The sequence below is a fragment of the Rahnella sp. CJA17(1/100) genome (genome assembly GCF_963881615.1).
GTDB classification, from domain to species: Bacteria; Pseudomonadota; Gammaproteobacteria; order Enterobacterales; family Enterobacteriaceae; genus Rahnella; species Rahnella aceris.
Genome location: NZ_CAWOJA010000008.1, coordinates 59756 through 83094, shown reverse-complemented (window position 1 = coordinate 83094; position 23339 = coordinate 59756). Strand labels below are relative to the sequence as shown.

Sequence of the window (23339 nt, the reverse complement as noted above, 5' to 3'; positions counted from 1 at the left end):
GCAAAAATACGCCATGCGATTAAACCCCAGCCAACAACACGCCGTCGAATTCGTCACCGGACCCTGCCTGGTTCTGGCGGGGGCTGGCTCCGGTAAAACCCGTGTAATTACCAATAAAATCGCACACCTGATCCGTGAATGTGGCTATCAGGCACGTCACATTGCGGCTGTCACCTTTACCAATAAAGCCGCGCGTGAAATGAAAGAGCGTGTTGCACAAACCCTCGGTCGCAAAGAAGCGCGGGGCTTGCTGATTGCAACGTTCCACACGCTCGGGCTGGAAATCATCAAACGCGAATTTGCTGCCCTGGGGATGAAATCTAACTTCTCTTTATTTGATGATCAGGACCAGCTGGCGCTGCTGAAAGAGCTGAGCGAAAAATGGCTGGAGAACGATAAAACATTATTGCAGCAGCTGGTTTCCACGATCTCCAACTGGAAAAACGATCTGGTTGATCCTTCGCATGCCGCCGGGCTGGCGCGATCTGAACGTGATCAAATCTTTGCGCACTGCTACAGCCTTTATCACGATCATATGCGCGCGTGTAATATTCTCGACTTCGATGACCTGATCCTGTTGCCTACGTTACTGCTGCAAAGTAATGAAGAAGTGCGTGAACGCTGGCAGAACAAGTTGCGTTATCTGCTGGTCGATGAATATCAGGACACTAACACCAGCCAGTACATGATGGTGAAATTGCTGGTTGGCAACCGCGCACGTTTCACCGTTGTTGGTGACGATGACCAGTCGATTTACTCCTGGCGCGGCGCACGACCGCAAAACCTGGTGCTGCTGAAAGAAGACTTCCCGCAGTTACAGGTCATCAAACTTGAGCAAAATTACCGTTCCACCCAGCGTATTCTGAAAGCCGCCAACATTCTGATTGCCAATAATCCGCATGTGTTCGAGAAGCGCTTGTTCTCTGAACTGGCTTATGGCGAAACGCTGAAGGTCGTGACGGCGAATAATGAAGATCATGAATCCGAGCGGGTGGTCGGTGAGCTAATTGCTCATCATTTCATCAACAAAACCGCTTATGGCGATTACGCGATTTTGTACCGTGGTAACCACCAGTCGCGTTTGTTTGAAAAAATGCTGATGCAAAACCGCATCCCGTACCGGATTTCCGGCGGCACGTCCTTCTTCTCCCGACCGGAGATTAAAGACCTGCTGGCCTATTTGCGTGTGCTGACCAATCCGGACGACGACAGCGCATTCCTGCGCATCGTTAACACGCCACGTCGTGAAATCGGCGCGGCCACCCTGCAGAAACTGGGGGAGTGGGCCAATCAGCGCAACAAAGGGCTGTTCAAAGCCAGTTTTGATATGGGACTGAGCCAGTCTCTGACCGGACGCGGGCTGGAATCCCTGCAACGTTTCACGCACTGGATGGGTAATATCTCTGAGCTGGCCGAACGTGAGCCGGTTGCGGCTGTCCGGGATTTGATCCACGGCGTTGACTATGAAAGCTGGCTGTTTGAAACCTCGCCAAGCCCGAAAGCGGCTGAAATGCGCATGAAAAACGTTAATCAGCTGTTCAGTTGGATGACGGAAATGCTTGAGGGTACTGATCTGGATGAGCCAATGACGCTCACGCAGGTGGTCACCCGCTTCACGCTGCGTGACATGATGGAACGCGGTGAGAACGACGAAGAGCTGGACCAGGTTCAGCTGATGACGCTGCATGCTTCGAAAGGGCTGGAGTTCCCGTATGTGTATCTGGTCGGTATGGAAGAAGGTTTGCTGCCGCATCAGAGCAGTATCGATGAAGACAACGTGGATGAAGAGCGGCGTCTGGCTTATGTGGGAATTACCCGGGCACAAAAAGAGCTGACGTTTACACTCTGTCGCGAACGCCGTCAGTACGGCGAGCTGATCCGTCCGGAACCGAGCCGCTTCCTGCTGGAATTACCGCAGGATGACCTGGCCTGGGAAAGCGAACGCAAAGTGGTAAGTGCGCAGGAACGCATGGTGAAAGGACAAAGCCATCTGGAGAAAATTCGCGAGCAACTGGCGAAAGCGAAAGGCGGCAATTAGCCATTAAGCATGAGCCATTAAAAAAGCAGAGGCTGATGAATCAGGTCTCTGCTTTTCTAACGTTTTACAACTGCTCATTACTGTTCTTCGACAAACAGCGGCCAGTGGACATAACTTTGCCAGTGGCTTTCCTGCTCTAATTCTTCAGCGCGCAAAGGATGCTGTTCCAGCCAGCCCTGCGGCACAATCACACTCAGTTCATCATCATTAGCACGTAAACGCACAGCAGGCAGTGTGTCGTCGCGACGACGGCTGGCAAATATGATCGCCAGGCGCAGAATACGACAAAGACGTTGTGCCTGACGCGGCGGCACGGCGTTTTGCTCATTGAGCAACGGTAAATCGAGCATGTTGTTCTGGTTTTGCAGTAACGTCGCCAGCAGTTTTTTCTGCGCCGGCGTGAAACCCGGTAAATCCAGATGACGGATCAGATAGGCTGCGTGATGCGGTGCTTTCTTGAAATCGACACTCAGCCCAATTTCGTGGATCAGGCAGGCACTGTTGAGCAGTTCACGGGCACGGGCATCCAGCTTCCATTCCTGAGCCACCTGCAGCGAAAAGTTCTCAGCCAGTTGCGCCACACGCTCGGCCTGCTCGTTATCCAGCAGATAACGGCGTTGCAGATTACGCAGCGTACGCTGACGGATATCCTGCTCGATCGGCAAATGCAGCATGCCGTAAACCAGACCTTCACGCAGTGCACCACCCGCCAGTGTCATCATTTCGATGTTCAGCGTTTTGAAAATGGCGATCAGAATAGACAGTCCGCTCGGGAAAACCAGCGCACGTTCAAGGGTCAGACCTTCAATCTCCAGTTCTTCCAGCTTGCCGCACTGAATGGCGCGCTGTTTGAGCTGCTGAAGTTTAGGCAGAGTGATGCGTTCATCCATGCCCTGAGCGACCATGATTTCCTGCAAGGCTTGCACGGTACCTGAAGCGCCGACACAAATCTGCCAGCCATTGGCAATCAGCTCAGGTGCCACAGGAAGGATCATGTCGGTCGCAGCCTGTTCAGCCTGATCAAAGTTTTCTTTTGCCAGATTTCGATCTGCAAAATACTGCTCGAGCCAGGTGACGCAGCCCATCGAAAGGCTATAAAGCGTGGTGGCCTGAGCCCCAATGCCGGTCACCAGTTCGGTGCTGCCACCACCAATATCGACCACCAGACGTTTATCTGGCCCGCCCGTGGTGTGAGCAACGCCGTGATAAATCAGACGTGCTTCTTCTTCACCGGTAATGACCTGAATCGGGCAACCGAGAATTGCCTGAGCTTTACCCAGAAACTCATCGGCATTGCTGGCAAGACGCAGCGTTGCGGTGGCAACCACACGAATTTGGTCGCGCGGGATATCCTGCAATCTTTCAGAAAATAGTTTCAGGCATTGCCAGCCACGCTGCATCGCTTCCTGAGAAAGCAGGTTTTGTTTATCCAGACCGGCTGCCAGACGCACTTTGCGCTTAATTCTGGCGAGGGTCTGGATACTGCCTGCCACCTCACGAACAACCAGCATGTGAAAGCTGTTAGAGCCCAGATCAATCGCTGCATACAGTGAGGTGGAACTTAACATAGGTTATCAGCCCGGACGTTTACGGTTGCTACGTGGTGCACTGCTGCGACGTGAAGACGAATTACTGTTGCGGCGCGGGCCGTTACCGGTGCGCGAGCGGGCAAGACGTTTTGCAGGAGGCAAATCAGTTAACAGCGCATCGCTGTTGTATTTACTCACCGGAATGCTGTGGCCGGTATAGGTTTCTATCGCTGGCAGATTCAGGGCATATTCTTCACACGCCAGGCTGATGGAATGACCACTCAGACCCGCACGGCCGGTACGACCAATGCGATGCACGTAGTCTTCACAGTCGTCAGGCAAATCATAGTTAAAGACGTGTGTCACGGCAGGAATGTGCAAACCACGGGCAGCAACGTCGGTCGCAACCAGAATATCCAGCGTGCCTTTAGTGAAGTCTTCCAGAACGCGAAGGCGTTTTTTCTGCGGGACGTCACCGGTCAGCAAACCGACGCGGTGTCCGTCGGCAGCCAGATGGCCCCAGACATCTTCACAACGGTGTTTGGTGTTTGCAAAAATAATGCAACGATCCGGCCATTCTTCTTCAATCAGCGTCTGTAACAGACGCATTTTTTCTTCATTTGAAGGATAGAACAGCTCTTCCTGAATACGGTGGCCCGTTTTTTGTTCCGGTTCGATCTCAATCGACTCGGCATTATTCATGTTTTCGAACGCCAGTTCTTTCACACGATAGGAAAGCGTTGCTGAGAACAGCATGTTCAGGCGTTGATTAGCAGGAGGCATCCGGCGGAACAACCAGCGGATATCTTTGATGAAGCCCAGATCGAACATACGGTCTGCTTCATCCAGTACCACCACCTGGATCGCGCCCAGGTCGATGTGGTTCTGTTTAGTGTAATCGATTAAACGGCCGGTGGTTCCGATCAGGATGTCCACGCCGCTTTCCAGCACTTTAAGCTGTTTGTCGTAACCGTCGCCGCCATACGCCAGACCTAATTTCAGCCCGGTAGATTCAGATAATGCTTCGGCGTCGGAGTGAATCTGCACCGTGAGTTCACGCGTAGGTGCCATGATCAAGGCACGCGGCTGGTTAGTCTGACGACCTTCCGCAGCAGGGTGAGAAAGCAGATAATGGAAAGTAGACGCTAAAAAAGCCAGCGTCTTGCCGGTACCGGTTTGCGCCTGACCTGCAACATCACGCCCAGCGAGCGTGATTGGCAATGCCAATGCCTGAATAGGAGTACAGTAATGGAACCCTTTCTTTTCAAGGGCTTCTACTGCCAGCGGGTGCAGGGCGAAGTCGGAAAACTTCTGTTCGGTCAAGTGTGTTTTGCTCATAGTGTGGTAGAATATCAGCTAACTATTGCTTTACGAAAGCGTATCCGGTGAAATAAAGTCAACCTGATGTTGGTTAATGCTACATCAACAAGGTAAAGATAATCCTTTGGAGTAAACATGAGCGATAAAATTATTCACCTGACCGATGACAGTTTCGACAACGACGTATTGAAAGCCGAAGGGCTGGTGCTGGTCGATTTTTGGGCAGAGTGGTGCGGACCATGTAAGATGATCGCTCCAATTCTGGATGAAATTGCCACTGAGTTCGAAGGCAAGCTGACCATCGCGAAACTGAATATCGACGAAAACCCAGGTACTGCACCTAAATACGGCATCCGTGGTATTCCTACCCTGCTGTTATTTAAAGGCGGCGAAGTCGCAGCAACTAAAGTTGGCGCACTGTCGAAAGGTCAGCTGAAAGAGTTCTTAACAGCTAATCTGTAATCGGTCGGGATGACCCAAGCCAGGTGTTTAGCGGGCTGTCGTGTTTTTCACATTGTCCGCTAGACGCCTGTCAAGAAGCGTGCTAAGTTTACGCTTACTGCAAATAGAGCTTACCTGTAGTTTGATTCTTACGTTTTACTCTGTTGTGTCAAAAACATCTGCCTATAAAGTTTCTTTGAATAATAATTAAATTGAACTGGCACTGTGCTTGACCATCTAACGGTTTTGACAAAATCGGCTTTAAGACACCTTCAATATCAGCACTATCCCTCAAGAATCGCCCGCGAGCGACTACCTGCGGCTGGATTTCCGGGCTGTTATTTAAGTGTCATACAATAAACAGGCATGGATGACCCTGCCATACCCATTCACGACAGATGTTCGAGACATACCCCGAGTTTAAGAACCCACCATTATGAATCTTACCGAATTAAAGAATACGCCGGTCTCTGACCTGATTGCACTCGGCGAAAATATGGGACTGGAAAACCAGGCCCGCATGCGCAAGCAAGACATTATCTTTTCAATATTGAAGCAGCATGCGAAAAGCGGAGAAGACATCTTCGGTGATGGCGTACTGGAGATATTGCAGGATGGATTTGGTTTCCTCCGCTCCGGAGACAGTTCCTACCTCGCAGGCCCCGACGACATCTACGTATCTCCAAGCCAAATCCGCCGCTTCAACCTTCGTACTGGCGACACCATTTCCGGTAAAATCCGTCCACCTAAAGAAGGTGAACGTTATTTTGCCCTGTTGAAAGTTAACGAAGTTAACTACGACAAACCAGAAAACGCCCGCAGCAAAATCCTGTTTGAAAACTTAACCCCTCTGCATGCAAATTCACGTCTGCGTATGGAACGGGGTAACGGTTCAACAGAAGATTTGACCGCTCGCGTACTGGACTTAGCGTCTCCAATTGGCCGTGGCCAACGTGGTCTGATTGTTGCGCCGCCGAAAGCCGGTAAAACCATGCTGCTGCAAAACATCGCGACCAGCATTGCGTATAACCATCCTGATTGCGTACTGATGGTTCTGCTGATTGACGAACGTCCGGAAGAAGTGACCGAGATGCAGCGTCTGGTGAAAGGCGAAGTTATCGCTTCCACCTTTGACGAACCGGCATCCCGACACGTTCAGGTCGCCGAAATGGTGATCGAGAAGGCGAAGCGTCTGGTTGAGCATAAGAAAGATGTGATCATTCTGCTGGACTCCATTACCCGCCTGGCACGTGCTTACAATACCGTGGTACCGGCTTCAGGCAAGGTACTGACCGGTGGTGTGGACGCCAACGCCTTGCACCGTCCAAAACGTTTCTTCGGTGCTGCGCGTAACGTGGAAGAGGGCGGCAGCCTGACCATCATCGCTACTGCGCTGGTCGATACCGGTTCTAAAATGGATGAAGTTATCTATGAAGAATTTAAAGGTACCGGTAACATGGAATTACATCTGGCGCGTAAAATCGCTGAAAAACGTGTATTCCCTGCCATCGACTACAACCGCTCTGGTACCCGTAAAGAAGAGCTGTTGACCACTTCTGAAGAACTGCAAAAAATGTGGATCCTGCGTAAAATCATTCATCCGATGGGTGAGATTGATGCGATGGAATTCCTCATCAACAAGCTTGCAATGACTAAGACAAATGACGACTTCTTCGACATGATGAAACGTTCGTAATTTGGTGTAACGTCAGATCAACGCCACGCACAGTCGTGGCGTTTTTTGCTTTTGGTGGCTACCATAATGCTACTTTGGGAAGATTGTCAGACTATTCGGATAATAGCTGATGGTTTTCCACGTGCCCTTTCTTTACTTTGTCGGTTGATTGCCCAAGAAATGGCAGCAGATAAGGTCTTGCCCGAGACAAAACCATAACTGCCACCATAGGATATGATTTAAGGCTGTGAGGTTTATGATGCTTTCGACTCCACACACCTTATTTTTGCAGAAGAGAATTCTTAACTGTGAATTTACTCAATATGAGTACTGAGCTAGCTGTTGTTTTCGTATTTTCATTCCTCTTTTTATTCGTTGCCCGGAAGGTAGCGAATAAAATCGGACTTGTTGATAAGCCAAATTTTCGTAAGCGTCACCAGGGACTGATCCCACTGGTGGGTGGGATCTCTGTATTTGCTGGCGTTTGCTTTGCCTTTCTGATCACCAGTTATACCATCCCCCATGGCTATCTTTACCTTGCCTGCGCCGGACTACTGGTATTAGTCGGTGGTCTGGATGACCGTTTCGATATCAGTGTCAAAACCCGGGCGATGGTTCAGGCTGTGGTCGCTGTTGCGATGATGAGTTTTGCTAACCTCACTCTTCGCAGCCTCGGACATCTGATTGGTCCCTGGGAAATGGTATTAGGCCCGTTTGGCTATCTTGTCACCCTGTTTGCCGTTTGGGCTGCTATTAATGCCTTCAACATGGTCGACGGTATTGATGGCTTACTGGGTGGCTTGTCTTGTGTCAGCTTTGGCTCGTTAGGCATTATCATGTACGACAGCGGACACATGGAACTCGCGTTCTGGTGCTTCGCGATGATTGCCGCGATCATCCCCTATATTTTACTCAATCTGGGTGTTTTAGGGCCCCGTTACAAAGTCTTTATGGGTGATGCTGGCAGCACGCTGATAGGGTTTACTGTCATCTGGATCCTCCTGCAAAGTACGCAAGGTGAATCTCATCCGATGAATCCGGTGACGGCACTTTGGCTTATCGCTATTCCCCTGATGGACATGGTTGCCATCATGTACCGACGCCTTCGCAAAGGAATGAGCCCGTTCTCAGCGGATCGTCAGCACATTCATCATTTGATCATGCGTGCAGGTTTTACTTCTCGCCAGGCTTTCGTCTTAATTACCGTCGCTGCCGCCATTCTGGCGGGGATTGGCGTGGTGGGCGAACATCTGAGTTTTGTTCCCGAATGGATAATGCTGGCTTTATTCTTCGTTGCCTTCCTGGTGTACGGCATTTGCATCAAGCACGCCTGGCGCGTGGCGCGGTTTATTAAACGGGTTAAAAGACGTTTGCGCCGTTCCTCTAATCAATAATCACTCTTTTAAGCAAGGGCATACTGGCTGTGGATAAACCAGAAATGATGAGAAACCAGAACGAACACGCCATCGAGAACGAGCTTGATATCCGTGGGTTGTGCTGCACTTTATGGAACGGAAAATTCTGGATTGCAGGTCTGGCGATACTCTTTGCCTTAATCGCCCTGGGCTCGTCTTACCTGATGAAACAGGAGTGGAGTTCCACGGCGATCACGGATCGACCTACGGTCAATAATCTTTCGTCCTATTTCTCGCAGGCACAGTTTCTGCGTAATTTGGATGTGCATAACGCGCCGCAGTCAGACGCCAGCAGGCCACCCATTTCTGATGAAGCCTACAACGAGTTTGTCATGCAACTCGCGGCTTATGACACCCGCCGGGATTTCTGGCTGCATAGCCCTTATTACAAGCAACGTCAGGAAAATGTTGCGCGTGCTGATGCCGTTCTGCTGGATGAAATGATCAATGACATTCAGTTTACTGCCCGTGATGTACCGAAAGTGCCGAACGATATTGTGAAACTCACTGCGGAAAACGCGGCTGATGCTAATAAGCTTTTGCGCCAGTATGTCGATTTTGCCAGCCAGCGTGCTGCACAGCATCTGTATGATGAACTGGAAGGTGCGTGGGCGGCACGAACGCAGTCAATGAAAGCGCAGGTCAAACGTCAGGAAGAAGTTGCTCAGACTATTTTCAAGCGCACCACGCATAATACTGAGCAGGCAATGAAGATTGCTCAGCAGCAAAACATTCATAAAAGTGTGACTGACACGCCCGCTGAAGAATTACCGGATTCCGATATGTTCCTGCTGGGTGTGCCCATGCTCAAGGCCCGTCTTGAATTACTGCAAGCATCCGGTCCGGGGTATGATCTGGACTACGATCAGAACCGTGCGATGCTGTCGACCCTCAACGTCGGGCCAACGCTTACGGCAAAATTCCAGACTTATCGTTATTTGAGAACGCCTGAAGAACCTGTAAAACGTGACAGCCCGCGCCGGGCATTACTGATGATTATGTGGGGCATTGTCGGTGGTTTAATCGGGGCTGGTGTTGCCCTGACTCGCCGTAAAAATAAGAGAAACACATTGTGAAAGTGTTGACGATTTTCGGCACTCGTCCGGAGGCCATCAAAATGGCCCCGCTGGTGCTTGCTTTGTCGCAGGATGCGGCTTTTGAATCTAAAGTTTGTGTGACGGCTCAACACCGTGAAATGCTCGATCAAGTATTGCGCCTCTTTGAAATTACTCCGGATTATGATCTCAACATCATGAAACCAGGGCAGGGTCTGACAGAAATTACCAGCCGGATCCTGACCGGGCTTAAGCCTGTTCTGGATGAGTTCAGGCCTGACATTGTGCTGGTTCACGGTGATACCACCACGACGTTATCCGCCAGCCTTGCGGCGTTTTATCACCAGATCCCCGTCGGGCACGTTGAAGCAGGCCTGCGTACCGGAGATCTGTCTTCTCCGTGGCCGGAAGAAGGTAATCGCCTGTTAACAGGCCATCTGGCGAAATGGCACTTTGCGCCCACCGAGAATGCCAGTGCCAATTTGCAGCGGGAAAATATTGCCGGAGAGAATATTTTTGTTACTGGAAATACGGTGATTGATGCACTGCTCTGGGTTCGCGACCGCTTTAATAGCGATGCCTCGCTGGCCCAGCAACTGGCTGATAACTATCCATTTCTTGATGCGAACAAAAAGCTGATTTTGGTGACGGGCCACCGCCGTGAAAGTTTTGGCGAAGGCTTTGAGCGGATTTGCTCGGCCCTGGCGGAAATTGCGTGCAAGCACCCTGATGTACAAATTGTTTATCCGGTGCATCTCAACCCCAATGTCAGCGAACCGGTGAACCGCATTCTGCAAAGCATCGACAATATCGTGCTGATCGACCCTCAGGACTACCTGCCGTTCGTTTATCTGATGGATAAAGCCTATCTGATCCTGACCGACTCCGGTGGCGTGCAGGAAGAAGCGCCTTCACTGGGCAAGCCCGTGCTGGTGATGCGTGAAACCACAGAACGTCCGGAAGCGGTTGATGCCGGAACAGTCCGGCTGGTGGGTACAAATCCCGCTAAAATAGTCGAGGAAGTGAACCGTCTGCTGAACGATGAAAACGAATACAACAGCATGAGCCGGGCGCACAATCCTTACGGCGACGGGCATGCCTGCCGCCACATTCTTGACGCATTGAAAAATCATTGGGTATCACAATGAGTTTTAACACTATCTCTGTTATCGGACTGGGCTACATCGGTCTGCCAACCGCCGCCGCTTTTGCCTCACGCCAGAAAAAGGTGGTGGGTGTTGATATCAATCAGCATGCCGTGGAGACGATTAACCGCGGTGCGATCCACATTGTTGAACCCGATCTCGACCTTCTGGTCAGACAGGCGGTTGATGCGGGATTTTTGCGGGCAGTGACTCAGCCTGAACCTGCGGATGCTTTCCTGATCGCTGTCCCGACGCCATTTAAGGGCGATCATCTACCGGATATGAAATTCGTCGAATCTGCTGCACGTTCTCTGGCGCCGGTTCTGAAAAAAGGCGATCTGATCATTCTGGAATCCACGTCACCGGTGGGTGCGACAGAGCAAATGGCCGCCTGGCTGGCAGAAGTCCGCCCTGACCTGAGCTTCCCTCAGCAGGCCGGTGAGCAATCCGATATCAATATTGCCTATTGCCCGGAGCGTGTGTTGCCAGGGCAGGTGATGGTTGAACTGATTAAAAATGACCGCGTGATTGGTGGCATGACATCAGTTTGTTCACGGCGTGCCAGCGATTTGTATAACATTTTTCTCGAAGGTGAATGTGTTATTACCCACTCCCGCACTGCCGAAATGTGCAAGCTGACGGAAAACAGTTTCCGTGACGTAAACATTGCCTTTGCTAACGAATTGTCGCTGATTTGCGATGCGCAGGGCATTAACGTCTGGGAACTGATCAGCCTGGCGAACCGCCATCCACGGGTAAATATTTTGCAGCCGGGTCCGGGTGTGGGCGGGCATTGTATTGCGGTCGATCCATGGTTCATTGTTGCGCAAAACCCTGAGCTGGCAAGAATTATCCGCACGGCGCGTGAAGTGAACGACAGCAAACCGCACTGGGTGGTGGAGCGCGTGAAAGCGGCACTGGCAGATTGCCTGACCACCACGGGAAAACGTGCGGCCGACATCAAAATCGCCTGCTTTGGTCTGGCGTTTAAACCGAATATTGACGATCTCCGCGAAAGTCCGGCAGTGGAAGTGACCCATCTGATTGCTGACTGGCATTCAGGTGAAACCTGGGCGGTTGAACCTAACGTGCATCAGCTTCCTGCTTCTCTGGCGGACAAAGTGACGTTACATCCCCTTGATCGCGCGCTGGCAGAAGCCGATCTGCTGGTGATGTTAGTCGATCACAAGCCGTTCAAAGCGATCCCTGCTGATCAGGTCCGGCAGTCATGGATTGTGGATACCAAAGGCGTATGGCGATAAACCTGCCTTTGCACGGCAATATCGCCCCGCTCGAATGGGAGAGTGATTTCTTCCAGCTCAACAGTGCGCGTCTGACGCCAGAGGCCTCTGCCGGTGAAATCACGCCGCAGAGGCTGGAACAATATGCGCTGGTGCAGGCGAAAGTGGATGCGTCACAAACGCACACGCTGGACGCACTTTCTGCGCTGGGTTTCCGGCTGGCAGAAGGTGAAACGGACATTTGTGTCGCGGTGACGACGCAAGATAATGCGCTGACGGCCGGGCGTCTGGCGGTACCGGACAATATTGCGGATGTGACCGCGATTGCCCGTCAGGCTTTTCATCTCAGCCGTTTTCGCGCGCCCTGGTATCAGCCTGATGACAGCGCCCGTTTCTATGCGATGTGGGCGGAAAAGGCGGTGCTGGGTACGTTCGACCATCTTTGCCTTTGGGCCGATGACGAGCAGGGCAATGCGCAGGGTTTTGTCACCTTGCGTCGTATTTCGCAAGACGAAGCAAGAATTGGCCTGCTGGCTGTCAGACCTGAATATCAGGGGCAGGGAGCGGGCAAAAAGTTAATGGCGGCTGCGAAAAAATGGTGTGCTGAACAGGGCGTGTCGCGAATGTATGTGGCCACGCAAACCGGCAATATCGCGGCCTTAAATCTTTATCTCGCCAGCGGTGGCAAAGTTATCCGCACGGCGTACTGGTTGTACAGGTGAAACGATGATCCCTTTTAATGCGCCACCGATTGCGGGTACTGAAATTGATTTCATGCGCGAGGCGATGAACAGCGGCAAACTGTGTGGCGATGGCGGATTCACCCTGCGTTGCCAGAAGTGGTTTGAACTACGTTTTAACTGCCCGAAAGTGTTGCTGACGCCTTCCTGTACCGCTTCTCTGGAGATGGCGGCATTATTGCTCGACATCCAGCCCGGTGACGAAGTGATTATGCCGAGCTTCACCTTTGTCTCGACCGCTAATGCGTTCGTACTGCGTGGCGCGAAGATTGTATTTGTGGATGTCCGCCCGGATACCATGAATATTGATGAAACCCTGATTGAAGCGGCTATCACGGAAAGAACGAAAGTGATTGTCCCGGTGCATTACGCGGGCGTGGCCTGTGAAATGGACACCATTATGGCGCTCGCCGAAAAACATCATCTGTTTGTGGTGGAAGATGCGGCGCAGGGCGTGATGTCGACTTACAAAGGCAAAGCGCTGGGCACTATCGGCCATATCGGTTGCTTCAGTTTCCATGAAACCAAGAATTACACAGCGGGCGGCGAAGGCGGTGCCACGCTGATTAATGATCCGGCCCTGATTGATCGTGCCGAAATCATTCGTGAAAAAGGCACCAACCGCAGCCAGTTCTTCCGTGGTCAGGTGGATAAATACACCTGGCGCGACATTGGTTCCAGCTATCTGATGTCCGATTTGCAGGCTGCGTATCTGTGGGGAAATCTGGATGCGGCTGAAAAGATTAATCAGCGCCGTCTGGCAATCTGGAATCAGTATTACGAAGCGTTGCAGGATCTGGCCGACGCTGGCCGCGTTCAGCTGCCTTCAGTTCCGCAGGATTGCGTGCAAAACGCCCATATGTTCTATGTGCGCCTGAACGATATCGACGACCGCGATGCCTTTATTCGTCACATGAAAGCGGCCGATATTCTCACCGTATTCCATTACATCCCGCTGCATGCTTGTCCGGCGGGCGAAAATTTTGGTCGTTTCGCGGGTGTCGATCGTTTCACGACAAAAGAGAGTGAGCGGCTGGTGCGTTTACCGTTGTTTTACAACATGACCGATGACACGCAGCGCGTCGTGATTGCGGCCATGCTGCAATATTTCGCCTGATATGTCGCTGGCAAAAGCGTCCGTCTGGACCGCCGGTTCTACGCTGATTAAAATTGGTGCCGGGCTGCTGGTGGTGAAATTGCTGGCCGTAACCTTCGGCCCTGAAGGCGTGGGGCAGGCAGGCAATTTCCGCCAGCTCGTAACCGTACTTGGCGTTCTGTCCGGTGCAGGTATTTTCAATGGTATTACCAAATACGTTGCCGAATATCATCAGGATCCTGAGCGGCTTAAAGCCGTACTCGGCACGTCGTCTTCGCTGATTTTGGGTTTCTCGACGCTGCTGGCCGCCATCTTTTTGCTGGCCGCCGGGCCCATCAGTGTCGGGTTGTTCGGGCACGACCGCTATCAGTCCGTTGTCCGGGCCGTGGCCTTTATCCAGATGGGCATTGCTTACGCCAACTACTTTCAGGCCATCCTGAAAGGTTATCGTGATGCGATGGGTAATGCGCTGGCCGTAATTGGCGGCAGTCTGATTGGTTTACTGGCCTATCTGTTGTGTTTCAAACTGGGTGGCTATGAAGGCGCGCTGGCCGGGCTGGCGCTGGTGCCTGCACTGGTAATACTCCCTGCGGGTGGCATGGTGTGGCGACGAAAATCCTTTCCGCTGGCCTACTTAAAACCGGGCTGGGATCGCTTTATCGCCAGTCATTTGGGGAAATTTACCCTGATGGCGCTGATCACGTCTGTTACGTTGCCCGTGGCGTATGTGATGATGCGAAATCTGCTGGCGGAGCATTACAGCTGGAAGGATGTGGGGATCTGGCAGGGCGTCAGCAGTATTTCCGATGCCTATTTGCAGTTCATTACCGCCTCTTTCAGCGTGTATTTATTGCCGACGTTATCGCGCATGACTGACAAACGCGATGTCTCGCGTGAAATCGTTAAGTCGTTAAAATTTGTTCTGCCCGCCGTGGCGGCCGTCAGTTTTACTGTCTGGCTGCTGCGCGACTTCGCCATCTGGTTGCTGTTTTCAACACAATTTATCGCAATGCGCGATTTGTTTGCCTGGCAGTTAGTCGGTGACGTACTGAAAGTCGGCTCGTATGTTTTTGGCTATCTGGTGATTGCGAGAGCGTCTCTGCGCTTTTACGTGCTGACTGAAATCAGCCAGTTTGCGTTACTGACGGGTTTTTCACATTGGTTGATCCCGATACGGGGTTCTCTTGGCGCCGCGCAAGCGTATATGGCGACGTATGTCGTTTATTTCGCCCTGTGCTGTACCGTATTTGTTATTTATCGTAGACGAGCATGACAACGCTGATTCACGTTTTGGGATCTGACATTCCCCACCATAATGTCACCGTGCTGCGCTTTTTTAATGATGTTCTGGCCGAATGTGCGCCTGAAAAGCTGATTTATCATTTTATGGTGGCGGCAGCGGATGCATCAGCATTTGCTGAATTCACTCGTCTGGATATTCGTGTTTATCCGGACAAAAAATCGCTGGCCGATGCGGTTATTTCCCGCGCCCAGGATCGCACACATCACTTCTTCTTCCATGGTCAGTTCAACCCGACGCTCTGGCTGGCGCTGCTGACCGGCAAAATTAAGTCGCAACAGGCCAGCTGGCACATCTGGGGTGCCGATCTTTATGAATCGGCAGGTGGTCTGAAATTCCGTCTGTTCTATCTGATGCGTCGTCTGGCACAGGGACGTATCGGCCATGTTTTCGCTACCCGCGGCGATCTGATTTATTTCCATCAGCGACATCCGCGTGTACCGTCCTCATTACTGTATTTTCCGACGCGCATGGATCCGTCACTGACGCTTCCAGCCGGTCAGCCTGAACCGACAGGGCCGATGACGGTGCTGGTCGGCAATTCCGGTGACCGCACTAACCGACATATTGAAGCGCTGCGTTCGTTGCATCAGCAGTTTGGTGCGGATATCCGGGTGATTATCCCGATGGGGTATCCGGCCAATAATCATGCGTACATCGACCAGGTGCACAGTGAAGCGTTGAAACTGTTTGCGCCCGAAAACATTGAAGTGATGACTGGCTCGATGCCTTTTGCTGATTATCTTGATGTGCTGCGCCGTTGCTCGCTGGGGTATTTTATTTTCGACCGCCAGCAGGGTATCGGGACGCAGTGTTTGCTGATTCAGTTTGGCGTGCCGTTTGTGGTCAGCCGTCAGAACCCGTTCTGGCAGGATTTGGCGGAGCAAAATCTGCCGGTACTGTTTTATGGTGATGCGCTGGATGCCAGAACCGTGGCCGAAGCGCGCCGTCAGTTGCTGAACACGGATCGGGAGAATATCGCCTTCTTCAACCCGAATTACATCGCGGGCTGGCAACAGGCATTACTGCTGGCGGCAGGAGAAACATCATGACAATGGCACAGCTTGGCGGCCTGTCGGTCGTTTATGCGTTCTCGCTGCTGTTCATTCTGACGCTGACTTATAAAGAATTCCGCCGCGTACGTTTTAACTTCAACGTCCTGTTTTCGCTGTTGTATCTGCTGACATTTTATTTTGGTTTTCCGCTGACCTGTCTGCTGGTTTTCCAGTTTGATGTCAACGTTGTACCGGTTGAAAACCTGTTACAGGCGATGCTGGCCGCAACCTGTTTTTACGGTATTTATTATGTCAGCTATAAAACGCGGCTCAGGGCGAAGCGTGAAGGCCCGTCCCGCCCGCTGTTTACGATGAACCGTGTCGAAACCCATCTGACCTGGTTTTTGCTGGCGCTTATCGCCGTGGTGACCGTTTCCATCTTCTTTATGCATAACGGTTTTTTGCTGTTTAAGCTCAAGTCGTACAGCCAGATTTTTTCCAGTGATGTGTCCGGGGTTGCGCTTAAACGCTTCTTCTATTTCTTCCTGCCAGCGATGCTGGTGGTGTTCTTCCTCAAACCCAATCCGCAGCGCTGGCTGTTTTTCCTGGTGAGTACCGTCGCATTTGGCCTGCTGACGTACATCATCGTCGGCGGGACGCGCGCGAATATTATCATCGCGTTCGCACTGTTTTTGTTTATCGGTATTGTACGCGGCTGGATTAGTTTGTGGATGCTGGCGGCGGCGGGCGTACTGGGTATCGTCGGTATGTTCTGGCTGGCACTTAAACGCTACGGATTGAATGTCAGCGGCCCTGAGGCGATCTACACGTTCCTTTATCTGACGCGTGATACATTTTCGCCATGGGAAAATCTGGGGCTGTTGCTGCAAAATTACGACAAAATTAGTTTTCAGGGGCTGGCGCCTATTGTCCGTGATTTCTACGTCTTTATCCCCAGCTGGCTGTGGCATGACCGTCCGGGCGTAGTGCTCAACACGGCCAACTATTTCACCTGGGATGTGCTCGACAACCATTCCGGTCTGGCCATTTCGCCGACGTTAATTGGCTCACTGGTCGTGATGGGCGGCGTTTGGTTTATCCCGCTTGGCGCAGTGGCTGTGGGCATGATCATTAAATGGTTCGACTGGCTTTATGAAAAAGGCAAAGCCGACACCAACATTTATAAGGCCGCCATTTTGCAAAGTTTTTGCTTTGGTGCTGTGTTCAATATGATCGTACTTGCCCGCGAAGGCGTGGATTCCTTTTTCTCGCGGGTGGTGTTTTTCTGTGTCGTATTCGGCGCCTGCCTGATTGTCGCAAAACTGTTGTACTGGATGTTTGACGCCGCCGGGCTGATACGTGCCAAAATGCCGGTCAGGAAAAACCTCATGGAGCCTTTGGCAGTAAGGAAGATGGATGAATTTGGAGAATAAAATCCCGCAATACGACATCCGTGGGATCCGCCTTTGGGGCTTTCGCAATATGGCGCATTTTCTCGATTATCTTTTTGCCGGTCATCAGGTGAAAAACGGTTCGCTGGTGGCGATAAATGCAGAGAAAGTGCTGACGGTCGAAAGCAATCCTGAAATGCGTACGCTGATCGAGCACGCGGAATTTAAGTACCCTGACGGGATCAGCATTGTGCGGGCTATACGGCGTAAATACCCGCAGTCACACGTCTCGCGTATCGCGGGTGCTGACCTCTGGGAAGGGCTGATGGAGCGAGCAGGCCGTGAAGGAACACCGGTCTTTCTGATAGGCGGTAAGCCGGAAGTACTGGCGCAGACAGAAGAAAAGCTGCGCGCCAAGTGGAACGTCAATATTGTCGGTAGCCAGAATGGTTATTTTGTGCCGGAACAGCGCGAGGCATTGTTCGAAAGGGTGAAAAGCAGCGGCGCGGCTATCGTGACCGTGGCAATGGGTTCACCAAAACAGGAAATCCTGATGCGCGATTGCCGCCTTGTGCATCCTGATGCGCTTTATATGGGCATCGGCGGAACCTATGACGTCTTTACCGGACATGTTAAACGTGCGCCTAAAATCTGGCAAAATCTGGGGCTGGAATGGCTCTACCGGTTGATTTTACAGCCGAGCCGTTTACGTCGTCAGCTCAAACTGCTTAAATTTATCCGTTATTACTATACCGGTCGTCTGTAATACTTGCGCCGTGGCTGATCTTCAGCGCGGCGTTTTACCTCTCATTTCACTCCATCGTTTACTGTCGTTTTCACCCTGACATGTCTACCCGTGCGGATCTTTCTCAATTGTGATTTGCAACTCATGCTGAAATGCGGAACCATAGCGCCGTTTTTCCGCCCTATATGGGCATCATCACAAATAAAAATAACATTTCGGTCATTCCGGAAGGCAAACACAATTAAAGAGAAACTGAGGAACTATGGCGAATCAAGAGGAAAAGGGTGGGCTACACCGGGGGCTTGAAGCGAGACATATTGAGCTGATAGCGCTCGGCGGCACCATCGGGGTTGGATTATTTATGGGCGCGGCCAGTACCCTGAAATGGGCCGGGCCGTCAGTATTGCTGGCCTATATTCTGGCGGGCGTGTTCGTCTTCTTTATCATGCGCTCGATGGGCGAGATGCTGCATCTGGAGCCCGTTGCCGGTTCGTTCGCCGTCTACGCCCATAAATATCTTGGGCCATATTACGGCTACCTGACCGCATGGAGTTACTGGTTTATGTGGATAGCAGTGGGGATTTCTGAAATCACCGCTATCGGAGTATACGCCCAATACTGGTTCCCGGATTTACCACAGTGGATCCCCGCGCTGATGGCTGTGGCGATTGTAGCCGCCGCGAACCTTGCCGCCGTTAAACTGTATGGCGAAATGGAGTTCTGGTTTGCGCTGATCAAAATCACTACCATCATTGTGATGATCGTGGTGGGGCTGGCGGTAATCTTCTTCGGCTTTGGCAATCACGGCGAAGCTGTCGGTTTTGCCAATCTGACCGCGCACGGTGGTTTCTTCGCAGGCGGCTGGAAAGGTTTCCTGTTTGCGCTGTGTATCGTTGTGGCGTCCTATCAGGGCGTGGAACTGGTGGGGATTACCGCCGGTGAAGCGAAGAATCCGCAGGTTACGCTCAAACGCGCTATCAACAATATCCTGTGGCGTATCCTGATTTTCTACGTCGGTGCGATTTTCGTCATCATCACCATTTTCCCATGGAACGAAATGGGCATACACGGCAGCCCGTTTGTCCTGACATTCGCGAAGATTGGCATTGCTTCGGCGGCTGGCATTATCAACTTCGTAGTGCTGACGGCGGCGTTGTCCGGCTGTAACAGCGGTATGTACAGCTGCGGACGTATGCTTTATGCACTGTCGAAGAATCGGCAGTTGCCTGCGTTTCTGAGCAATGTCTCGAAAAGTGGTGTGCCGGTTTACGGTATTGCCATCACCATTTTGTGTCTGCTGGTCGGTTCGTGCCTGAACTACATCATCCCGAATCCTGAGAAAGTGTTCGTGTATGTCTACAGCGCCAGCGTACTGCCGGGCATGGTGCCGTGGTTTGTGGTGCTGATCAGCCAGTTACGTTTCCGTGATGCGCATAAAGAGAAACTGAAAAACCATCCGTTTAAATCGGTTCTCTTCCCTTATACCAACTACCTGACGCTGATTTTCCTGGCATGTGTGCTGGTCGGTATGGCGATTAATCCGGATACGCGGGTTTCTTTACTGGTCGGCGGTATTTTTATCGCGGCAGTCTCGCTGATATACTTCGGTCTCGGCATGCATAAGCGCGCTGCGCTGACGGCAGAAAAAGCAAAATAACGTCGTAAGTCACGGGTGGGGAAGGCAAGATGCTTACTTTTACTGCGTATTGGATAAAGCGTAATCAAACGCAATATTTCTGATAAAAAGCACTAGACAGCCAAGCGTTAAAACCGTAGTATCCCCACCCGCAACGGCGCTAAGCGCCCGTAGCTCAGCTGGATAGAGCGCTGCCCTCCGGAGGCAGAGGTCTCAGGTTCGAATCCTGTCGGGCGCACCATTTAGTATGCGCTAGAGTTGCGGTGGAATGTTGAAGTCAGACAATTCACGTTAGTTAGAGATATGGTGGCTATAGCTCAGTTGGTAGAGCCCTGGATTGTGATTCCAGTTGTCGTGGGTTCGAGTCCCATTAGCCACCCCACTCTAAAAATGATTTTGTGATTGTGACATGCGATGGTGGCGGAATTGGTAGACGCGCTAGCTTCAGGTGTTAGTGTCCTTCGGATGTGAGGGTTCGAGTCCCTCCCTTCGCACCACACACAAAATACATTTAAATGATGCAGTTAGCGTCAGAAAGTAGTAAGATGCACGACATCGGCGAGTAGCGCAGCTTGGTAGCGCAACTGGTTTGGGACCAGTGGGTCGGAGGTTCGAATCCTCTCTCGCCGACCACATTCAAAGAAACCTGCTTTTTTTAAAGCAGGTTTTTTTTCGTCTGGAGTTTCTCAACTCACCCTGTTGTTTATCTGCGACATTCCGCTGTATGCCTGTCTCTTGCAGGAGACACTTATCTTATTGATAAATAAAGCTTCACATAAGCTGACATTCACACGTCGCTCACTGGCGACAGAATGGCGGTTTAACGGGCAGTCCCTGGCTTTCCAAAAATTGACTGCTGAAAGTTAGTGAAAATAAAGTTGTTAATTATCAGTTAAATAAAAAATTTTAACCTGACTCTTGCCATACTGGCACGCGTCCTGCAATATTCCCGCCGTAGATGCTCATTCCACCTATTATGTTTGCTCCGGCTTCATAAACCTGGGAATGATGCAGAGCCAATTTACAGTGCCTATTGTCATCCTGACCGATAACGCGCAAGCGCTATCATCCAGAAGGCAAAACGTTGAGTGAGGCACTAAATCTGTTGTCCTAGACCTGATTGTTTTTAGACACTTGTCTTCCAGACAAGTGTTTTTTTTGTCTGAAATTTACGACCGACATAAAAAAGGCTCCCGAAGGAGCCTTTTACAGACAGCAAGGTTATTACTGTTGCTGCGAATTATTCAGGGTCAGCATCAGCCCTTCACGGCGCATCTCCGCTGCTTCTGCCGGTTTATGCAGCTTGTCCAGCGCATCAGCCAGCCAGGCGTAATCATACGCGTCAGGACGCTGTTTCAGCGCCTCACGGAAGGCTTCGCTCGCCAGTTGCCATTCACCGTGTTTCATCAGCAACTGGCCCAGGGTGCTGCTCAGCAGCGGCGTTGTGCCATTCTGTTTGATCAACTGACGCAGTGTTTTTTCCAGTTGCTCAGGATTACCCGAACGCAGCTTCGGCATCAGCGCGACCAGCCGATCGTCGTACTGGCGTTTCAGCCCGTCGAGGATCACTTCCTGTGCCAGATCCTGATCATTGCATTCAATCAGATGCGTTGCCATTGCGACCTGTAGGGCCACTTCATGACGGGTTTTACGGCTCTGATCTTTCCACCAGCGCTTCAGGCCTTCGCTGCCTTCTTCAGCCATCAGCTGATTCATCATGCCGATATAAGCCTGCTCCTGAAGCACCCGGATTTCATCGTCGGTATGAATATCGGCTTTCGCCATCGACGGTAAAATCTCCAGCAGTGAACCGTAAGCGCCGGTCAGAAGATAAGCCTGCTCTGCCAGACGTAAAACTTCCGGATGACGTGGCGACTGACCCAGCAAACGGTCAACGCCATGGCGTGCTGCGTGAACTTCACCTCTGGCCAGCTGGATACGTACGCGGGTGATATCGACCGGCATCTGGTCGATATCAGCGATTTCTGCCGCCCGCTCCAGATACTGATTGGTGCGGATATCGTCGCCGCGCTGCTGCGCCGCTTCCGCTGCCAGTAAATAGTTCACCACCGGCTGTTCGGCGTGATCAGCATTGCGCGCCAGCAATTTCTCCATCTGACGATGATCGCCTTCCGCCAGCTTGAGCATAGCTGCGTGAGTTTGCTTACGCGCTTTAGAGCTTTTGCGCCCGGCAAACCAGCCGCGGGTGCGAGCACCGGTACGCAGAACGCGGCGCAGGATCCATTCAATCAAGAACAGCACCACAATCAGCACGATCAGCATGATGACTAAACCGGTGACGCTGGTTTCAATATTGTAATTGTCGGTTTGGATCAGGACATAGCCCTGATGGCCGGCCAGAATCGGGCCGACAATAATCCCGGCAAACACAATCAGGAACAACACGAAAACTCGTAACATGTGTTATTCCCCCTGCGTGGCGGCGGCGGGCTGCTGAAGCAGGTTACGCACGCGGGTCTGCATCAGTTTTTCCAGCATCGGCTGGCTTTTCAGCTCCTCCGGCACGTCCATCGAAACAGATTGCTGGCTGAGATTGTCCAGTTCTTCAAGAAACGCTTTGGTCGAAGGATCGGACGTATCAAAGTAGGCGCGAACCCAGGTTGAGACGCTTTCCAGCGACTGTTTGTAGACTTCATCCTGATGACGCGGAACGGCTTGTGCGGCAATCAGCAGACGCGAGCGAATATTCTCGCGCAGGTACACATCCTGATTCGGTGCCAGGAGCGGTTCTGCGCTGCTATCACGGCGGCGAATGGTGATGAAGTCATCCATAAAGTTGTGCCAGCTTTTGGTCAGGTTCTGACGCCATTCGGTCAGAGAGCTGGACAAGCTGGAACTGTCATTGTCCATCGGGGAATCGTCAGTGTCATTGTCGGCCAGGCGCAGGTTATCCACCTGATTCGATAGCTGATTCAGCTTGAGAATGATGCCGTCGAAATCGACCTGCGCAACGGCAGAAAGGCTGCCCACGTCTTCGTTCAGCGCACGGCGCACGTCAATCAGGCTCGGATCGTTCATGTCGGCCAGGCTGGCATCTGCGCTTTTCAGCAGTGCGGCAGCGGTGGTGACATCCTGATCGCTCCACAATTTGCGGCCAGCGAGTTTCACCAGATAATCGGCCTGCGCCAGTAACCAGGTTTTGGCATCGCTGCCGGAAATGCTGGCGACTTTGTCTTGTAGCTCATTTAGCTGACGACCAAAGGAAGCCTGCTGACGATCGGCCTCTTGCCGGGTTTTTTGCTGCTGAGCGAGCAGATCAGCGATTTGTTGTTTGTCCTGCTGCTGGGTTTTTTGCAGCGCATCGAGTTGTTCAGAAAGCGCTTCATCTGAGGCAACCTGCGCCAGCGACTGCTGGTGGCCGTGATAATAGAGACCGGCACCAAGCGCGATCACCAATACAATTGCTACAGCACCCAGTACCGGCGCGGTGCGTTGCTTTTTCTGCAACGTTTTCAGCGTCTTGTCCAGGTCGGAAGCGTCTGGCTGGGGGCTCTCAACCGCTGGGGAGACAACAACATTCTCATCCGGCGCGGAAGGATTTTTTTGTTCCGTCATT

At 51.9% G+C, this 23339-nt stretch carries 18 protein-coding genes and 4 tRNA genes; 18 read left to right on the top strand and 4 right to left on the bottom strand.

What is annotated here, in order from left to right; translation table 11 throughout:
* The first annotated feature begins 13 nt into the window (after positions 1–13).
* Positions 14–2038 carry a DNA helicase Rep gene (gene rep / locus AACU55_RS05240; RefSeq protein WP_013577540.1) on the top strand — a complete coding sequence of 675 codons (2025 nt, stop codon included), beginning with the start codon at positions 14–16 and terminating at the stop codon, positions 2036–2038.
* A 77-nt stretch (positions 2039–2115) separates the two neighbouring features.
* On the opposite strand, the gene gppA is transcribed toward rep, so the two are convergent.
* Positions 2116–3606 (bottom strand): guanosine-5'-triphosphate,3'-diphosphate diphosphatase, encoded by a 1491-nt coding sequence (gene gppA / locus AACU55_RS05235; RefSeq protein WP_013577539.1) that lies wholly within the window; start codon positions 3604–3606, stop codon positions 2116–2118.
* Positions 3607–3612: 6 nt separating this feature from the next.
* On the bottom strand, positions 3613–4905 hold the full coding sequence (rhlB, locus tag AACU55_RS05230) for an ATP-dependent RNA helicase RhlB (RefSeq protein ID WP_134706788.1): 1293 nt from the start codon (positions 4903–4905) through the stop codon (positions 3613–3615).
* Positions 4906–5022: 117 nt separating this feature from the next.
* On the opposite strand from rhlB, the gene trxA reads away from it, so the two are divergent.
* From trxA to AACU55_RS05145, 17 genes are all read left to right on the top strand, one after another.
* Positions 5023–5349: a thioredoxin TrxA gene (gene trxA, locus AACU55_RS05225; RefSeq protein WP_013577537.1), complete on the top strand. Its 327-nt coding sequence runs from the start codon at positions 5023–5025 to the stop codon at positions 5347–5349.
* A gap of 415 nt (positions 5350–5764) precedes the next feature.
* Positions 5765–7024, top strand: coding sequence for a transcription termination factor Rho (gene rho / locus AACU55_RS05220; RefSeq protein WP_013577536.1), 1260 nt, complete (start codon positions 5765–5767; stop codon positions 7022–7024).
* A gap of 287 nt (positions 7025–7311) precedes the next feature.
* Positions 7312–8397 (top strand): UDP-N-acetylglucosamine--undecaprenyl-phosphate N-acetylglucosaminephosphotransferase, encoded by a 1086-nt coding sequence (gene wecA / locus AACU55_RS05215; protein ID WP_015690588.1) that lies wholly within the window; start codon positions 7312–7314, stop codon positions 8395–8397.
* 44 nt (positions 8398–8441) lie between these two features.
* A complete protein-coding gene (wzzE, locus tag AACU55_RS05210) occupies positions 8442–9494 on the top strand; it encodes an ECA polysaccharide chain length modulation protein (RefSeq protein WP_134706787.1) in 1053 nt (350 codons plus the stop codon).
* The gene (gene wecB, locus AACU55_RS05205) at positions 9491–10621 is read left to right on the top strand and encodes a non-hydrolyzing UDP-N-acetylglucosamine 2-epimerase (RefSeq protein WP_013577533.1); all 1131 of its coding nucleotides are present in this window, start codon (positions 9491–9493) and stop codon (positions 10619–10621) included. The genes wzzE and wecB overlap by 4 nt, the downstream gene beginning before the upstream one ends.
* Positions 10618–11880, top strand: coding sequence for a UDP-N-acetyl-D-mannosamine dehydrogenase (gene wecC, locus AACU55_RS05200; protein WP_037035450.1), 1263 nt, complete (start codon positions 10618–10620; stop codon positions 11878–11880). The genes wecB and wecC overlap by 4 nt, the downstream gene beginning before the upstream one ends.
* Positions 11847–12581 (top strand): dTDP-4-amino-4,6-dideoxy-D-galactose acyltransferase, encoded by a 735-nt coding sequence (rffC, locus tag AACU55_RS05195; protein ID WP_134706786.1) that lies wholly within the window; start codon positions 11847–11849, stop codon positions 12579–12581. Before wecC ends, rffC begins: the two co-directional genes overlap by 34 nt.
* Before the next feature lie 4 nt (positions 12582–12585).
* Positions 12586–13716, top strand: a complete 1131-nt coding sequence (gene rffA / locus AACU55_RS05190; RefSeq protein WP_134706785.1) for a dTDP-4-amino-4,6-dideoxygalactose transaminase — start codon at positions 12586–12588, stop codon at positions 13714–13716.
* A 1-nt stretch (position 13717) separates the two neighbouring features.
* Positions 13718–14968, top strand: coding sequence for a lipid III flippase WzxE (gene wzxE, locus AACU55_RS05185; protein WP_134706784.1), 1251 nt, complete (start codon positions 13718–13720; stop codon positions 14966–14968).
* Entirely contained in the window at positions 14965–16047 is a 1083-nt protein-coding gene (locus tag AACU55_RS05180; RefSeq protein WP_112198179.1) for a TDP-N-acetylfucosamine:lipid II N-acetylfucosaminyltransferase, read from the top strand. The genes wzxE and AACU55_RS05180 overlap by 4 nt, the downstream gene beginning before the upstream one ends.
* Entirely contained in the window at positions 16044–17423 is a 1380-nt protein-coding gene (gene wzyE / locus AACU55_RS05175) for an ECA oligosaccharide polymerase (protein WP_134706783.1), read from the top strand. The genes AACU55_RS05180 and wzyE overlap by 4 nt, the downstream gene beginning before the upstream one ends.
* The gene (gene wecG, locus AACU55_RS05170) at positions 17407–18147 is read left to right on the top strand and encodes a lipopolysaccharide N-acetylmannosaminouronosyltransferase (protein WP_013577526.1); all 741 of its coding nucleotides are present in this window, start codon (positions 17407–17409) and stop codon (positions 18145–18147) included. The genes wzyE and wecG overlap by 17 nt, the downstream gene beginning before the upstream one ends.
* A 241-nt stretch (positions 18148–18388) precedes the next feature.
* A complete protein-coding gene (gene thrP / locus AACU55_RS05165) occupies positions 18389–19783 on the top strand; it encodes a bifunctional threonine/serine APC transporter ThrP (protein WP_134706782.1) in 1395 nt (464 codons plus the stop codon).
* A 143-nt stretch (positions 19784–19926) separates the two neighbouring features.
* Positions 19927–20003 (top strand) — tRNA-Arg (locus AACU55_RS05160).
* Between the two features lie 65 nt (positions 20004–20068).
* A tRNA-His gene (locus tag AACU55_RS05155) sits at positions 20069–20144 on the top strand.
* Positions 20145–20173: 29 nt separating this feature from the next.
* A tRNA-Leu gene (locus AACU55_RS05150) sits at positions 20174–20259 on the top strand.
* Between the two features lie 59 nt (positions 20260–20318).
* Positions 20319–20395 (top strand) — tRNA-Pro (locus tag AACU55_RS05145).
* A 591-nt stretch (positions 20396–20986) separates the two neighbouring features.
* Here AACU55_RS05145 and hemY read toward each other — a convergent pair.
* Positions 20987–22183: a protoheme IX biogenesis protein HemY gene (gene hemY / locus AACU55_RS05140; protein WP_134706781.1), complete on the bottom strand. Its 1197-nt coding sequence runs from the start codon at positions 22181–22183 to the stop codon at positions 20987–20989.
* Positions 22184–22186: 3 nt separating this feature from the next.
* Positions 22187–23338: a uroporphyrinogen-III C-methyltransferase gene (hemX, locus tag AACU55_RS05135; protein ID WP_037035460.1), complete on the bottom strand. Its 1152-nt coding sequence runs from the start codon at positions 23336–23338 to the stop codon at positions 22187–22189.
* Between the last annotated feature and the right edge of the window lies 1 nt (position 23339).

What these genes read in the sequence shown, in the direction of transcription:
- rep (WP_013577540.1), top strand. Translation starts at nt 14, where the DNA reads ATGCGATTAAACCCCAGCCAACAACACGCCGTCGAATTCGTCACCGGA.
- gppA (WP_013577539.1), bottom strand. Translation starts at nt 3,606, where the DNA reads ATGTTAAGTTCCACCTCACTGTATGCAGCGATTGATCTGGGCTCTAAC.
- rhlB (WP_134706788.1), bottom strand. Translation starts at nt 4,905, where the DNA reads ATGAGCAAAACACACTTGACCGAACAGAAGTTTTCCGACTTCGCCCTG.
- trxA (WP_013577537.1), top strand. Translation starts at nt 5,023, where the DNA reads ATGAGCGATAAAATTATTCACCTGACCGATGACAGTTTCGACAACGAC.
- rho (WP_013577536.1), top strand. Translation starts at nt 5,765, where the DNA reads ATGAATCTTACCGAATTAAAGAATACGCCGGTCTCTGACCTGATTGCA.
- wzzE (WP_134706787.1), top strand. Translation starts at nt 8,442, where the DNA reads ATGATGAGAAACCAGAACGAACACGCCATCGAGAACGAGCTTGATATC.
- wecC (WP_037035450.1), top strand. Translation starts at nt 10,618, where the DNA reads ATGAGTTTTAACACTATCTCTGTTATCGGACTGGGCTACATCGGTCTG.
- rffC (WP_134706786.1), top strand. Translation starts at nt 11,847, where the DNA reads ATGGATTGTGGATACCAAAGGCGTATGGCGATAAACCTGCCTTTGCAC.
- rffA (WP_134706785.1), top strand. Translation starts at nt 12,586, where the DNA reads ATGATCCCTTTTAATGCGCCACCGATTGCGGGTACTGAAATTGATTTC.
- wzxE (WP_134706784.1), top strand. Translation starts at nt 13,718, where the DNA reads ATGTCGCTGGCAAAAGCGTCCGTCTGGACCGCCGGTTCTACGCTGATT.
- AACU55_RS05180 (WP_112198179.1), top strand. Translation starts at nt 14,965, where the DNA reads ATGACAACGCTGATTCACGTTTTGGGATCTGACATTCCCCACCATAAT.
- wzyE (WP_134706783.1), top strand. Translation starts at nt 16,044, where the DNA reads ATGACAATGGCACAGCTTGGCGGCCTGTCGGTCGTTTATGCGTTCTCG.
- wecG (WP_013577526.1), top strand. Translation starts at nt 17,407, where the DNA reads ATGAATTTGGAGAATAAAATCCCGCAATACGACATCCGTGGGATCCGC.
- thrP (WP_134706782.1), top strand. Translation starts at nt 18,389, where the DNA reads ATGGCGAATCAAGAGGAAAAGGGTGGGCTACACCGGGGGCTTGAAGCG.
- hemY (WP_134706781.1), bottom strand. Translation starts at nt 22,183, where the DNA reads ATGTTACGAGTTTTCGTGTTGTTCCTGATTGTGTTTGCCGGGATTATT.
- hemX (WP_037035460.1), bottom strand. Translation starts at nt 23,338, where the DNA reads ATGACGGAACAAAAAAATCCTTCCGCGCCGGATGAGAATGTTGTTGTC.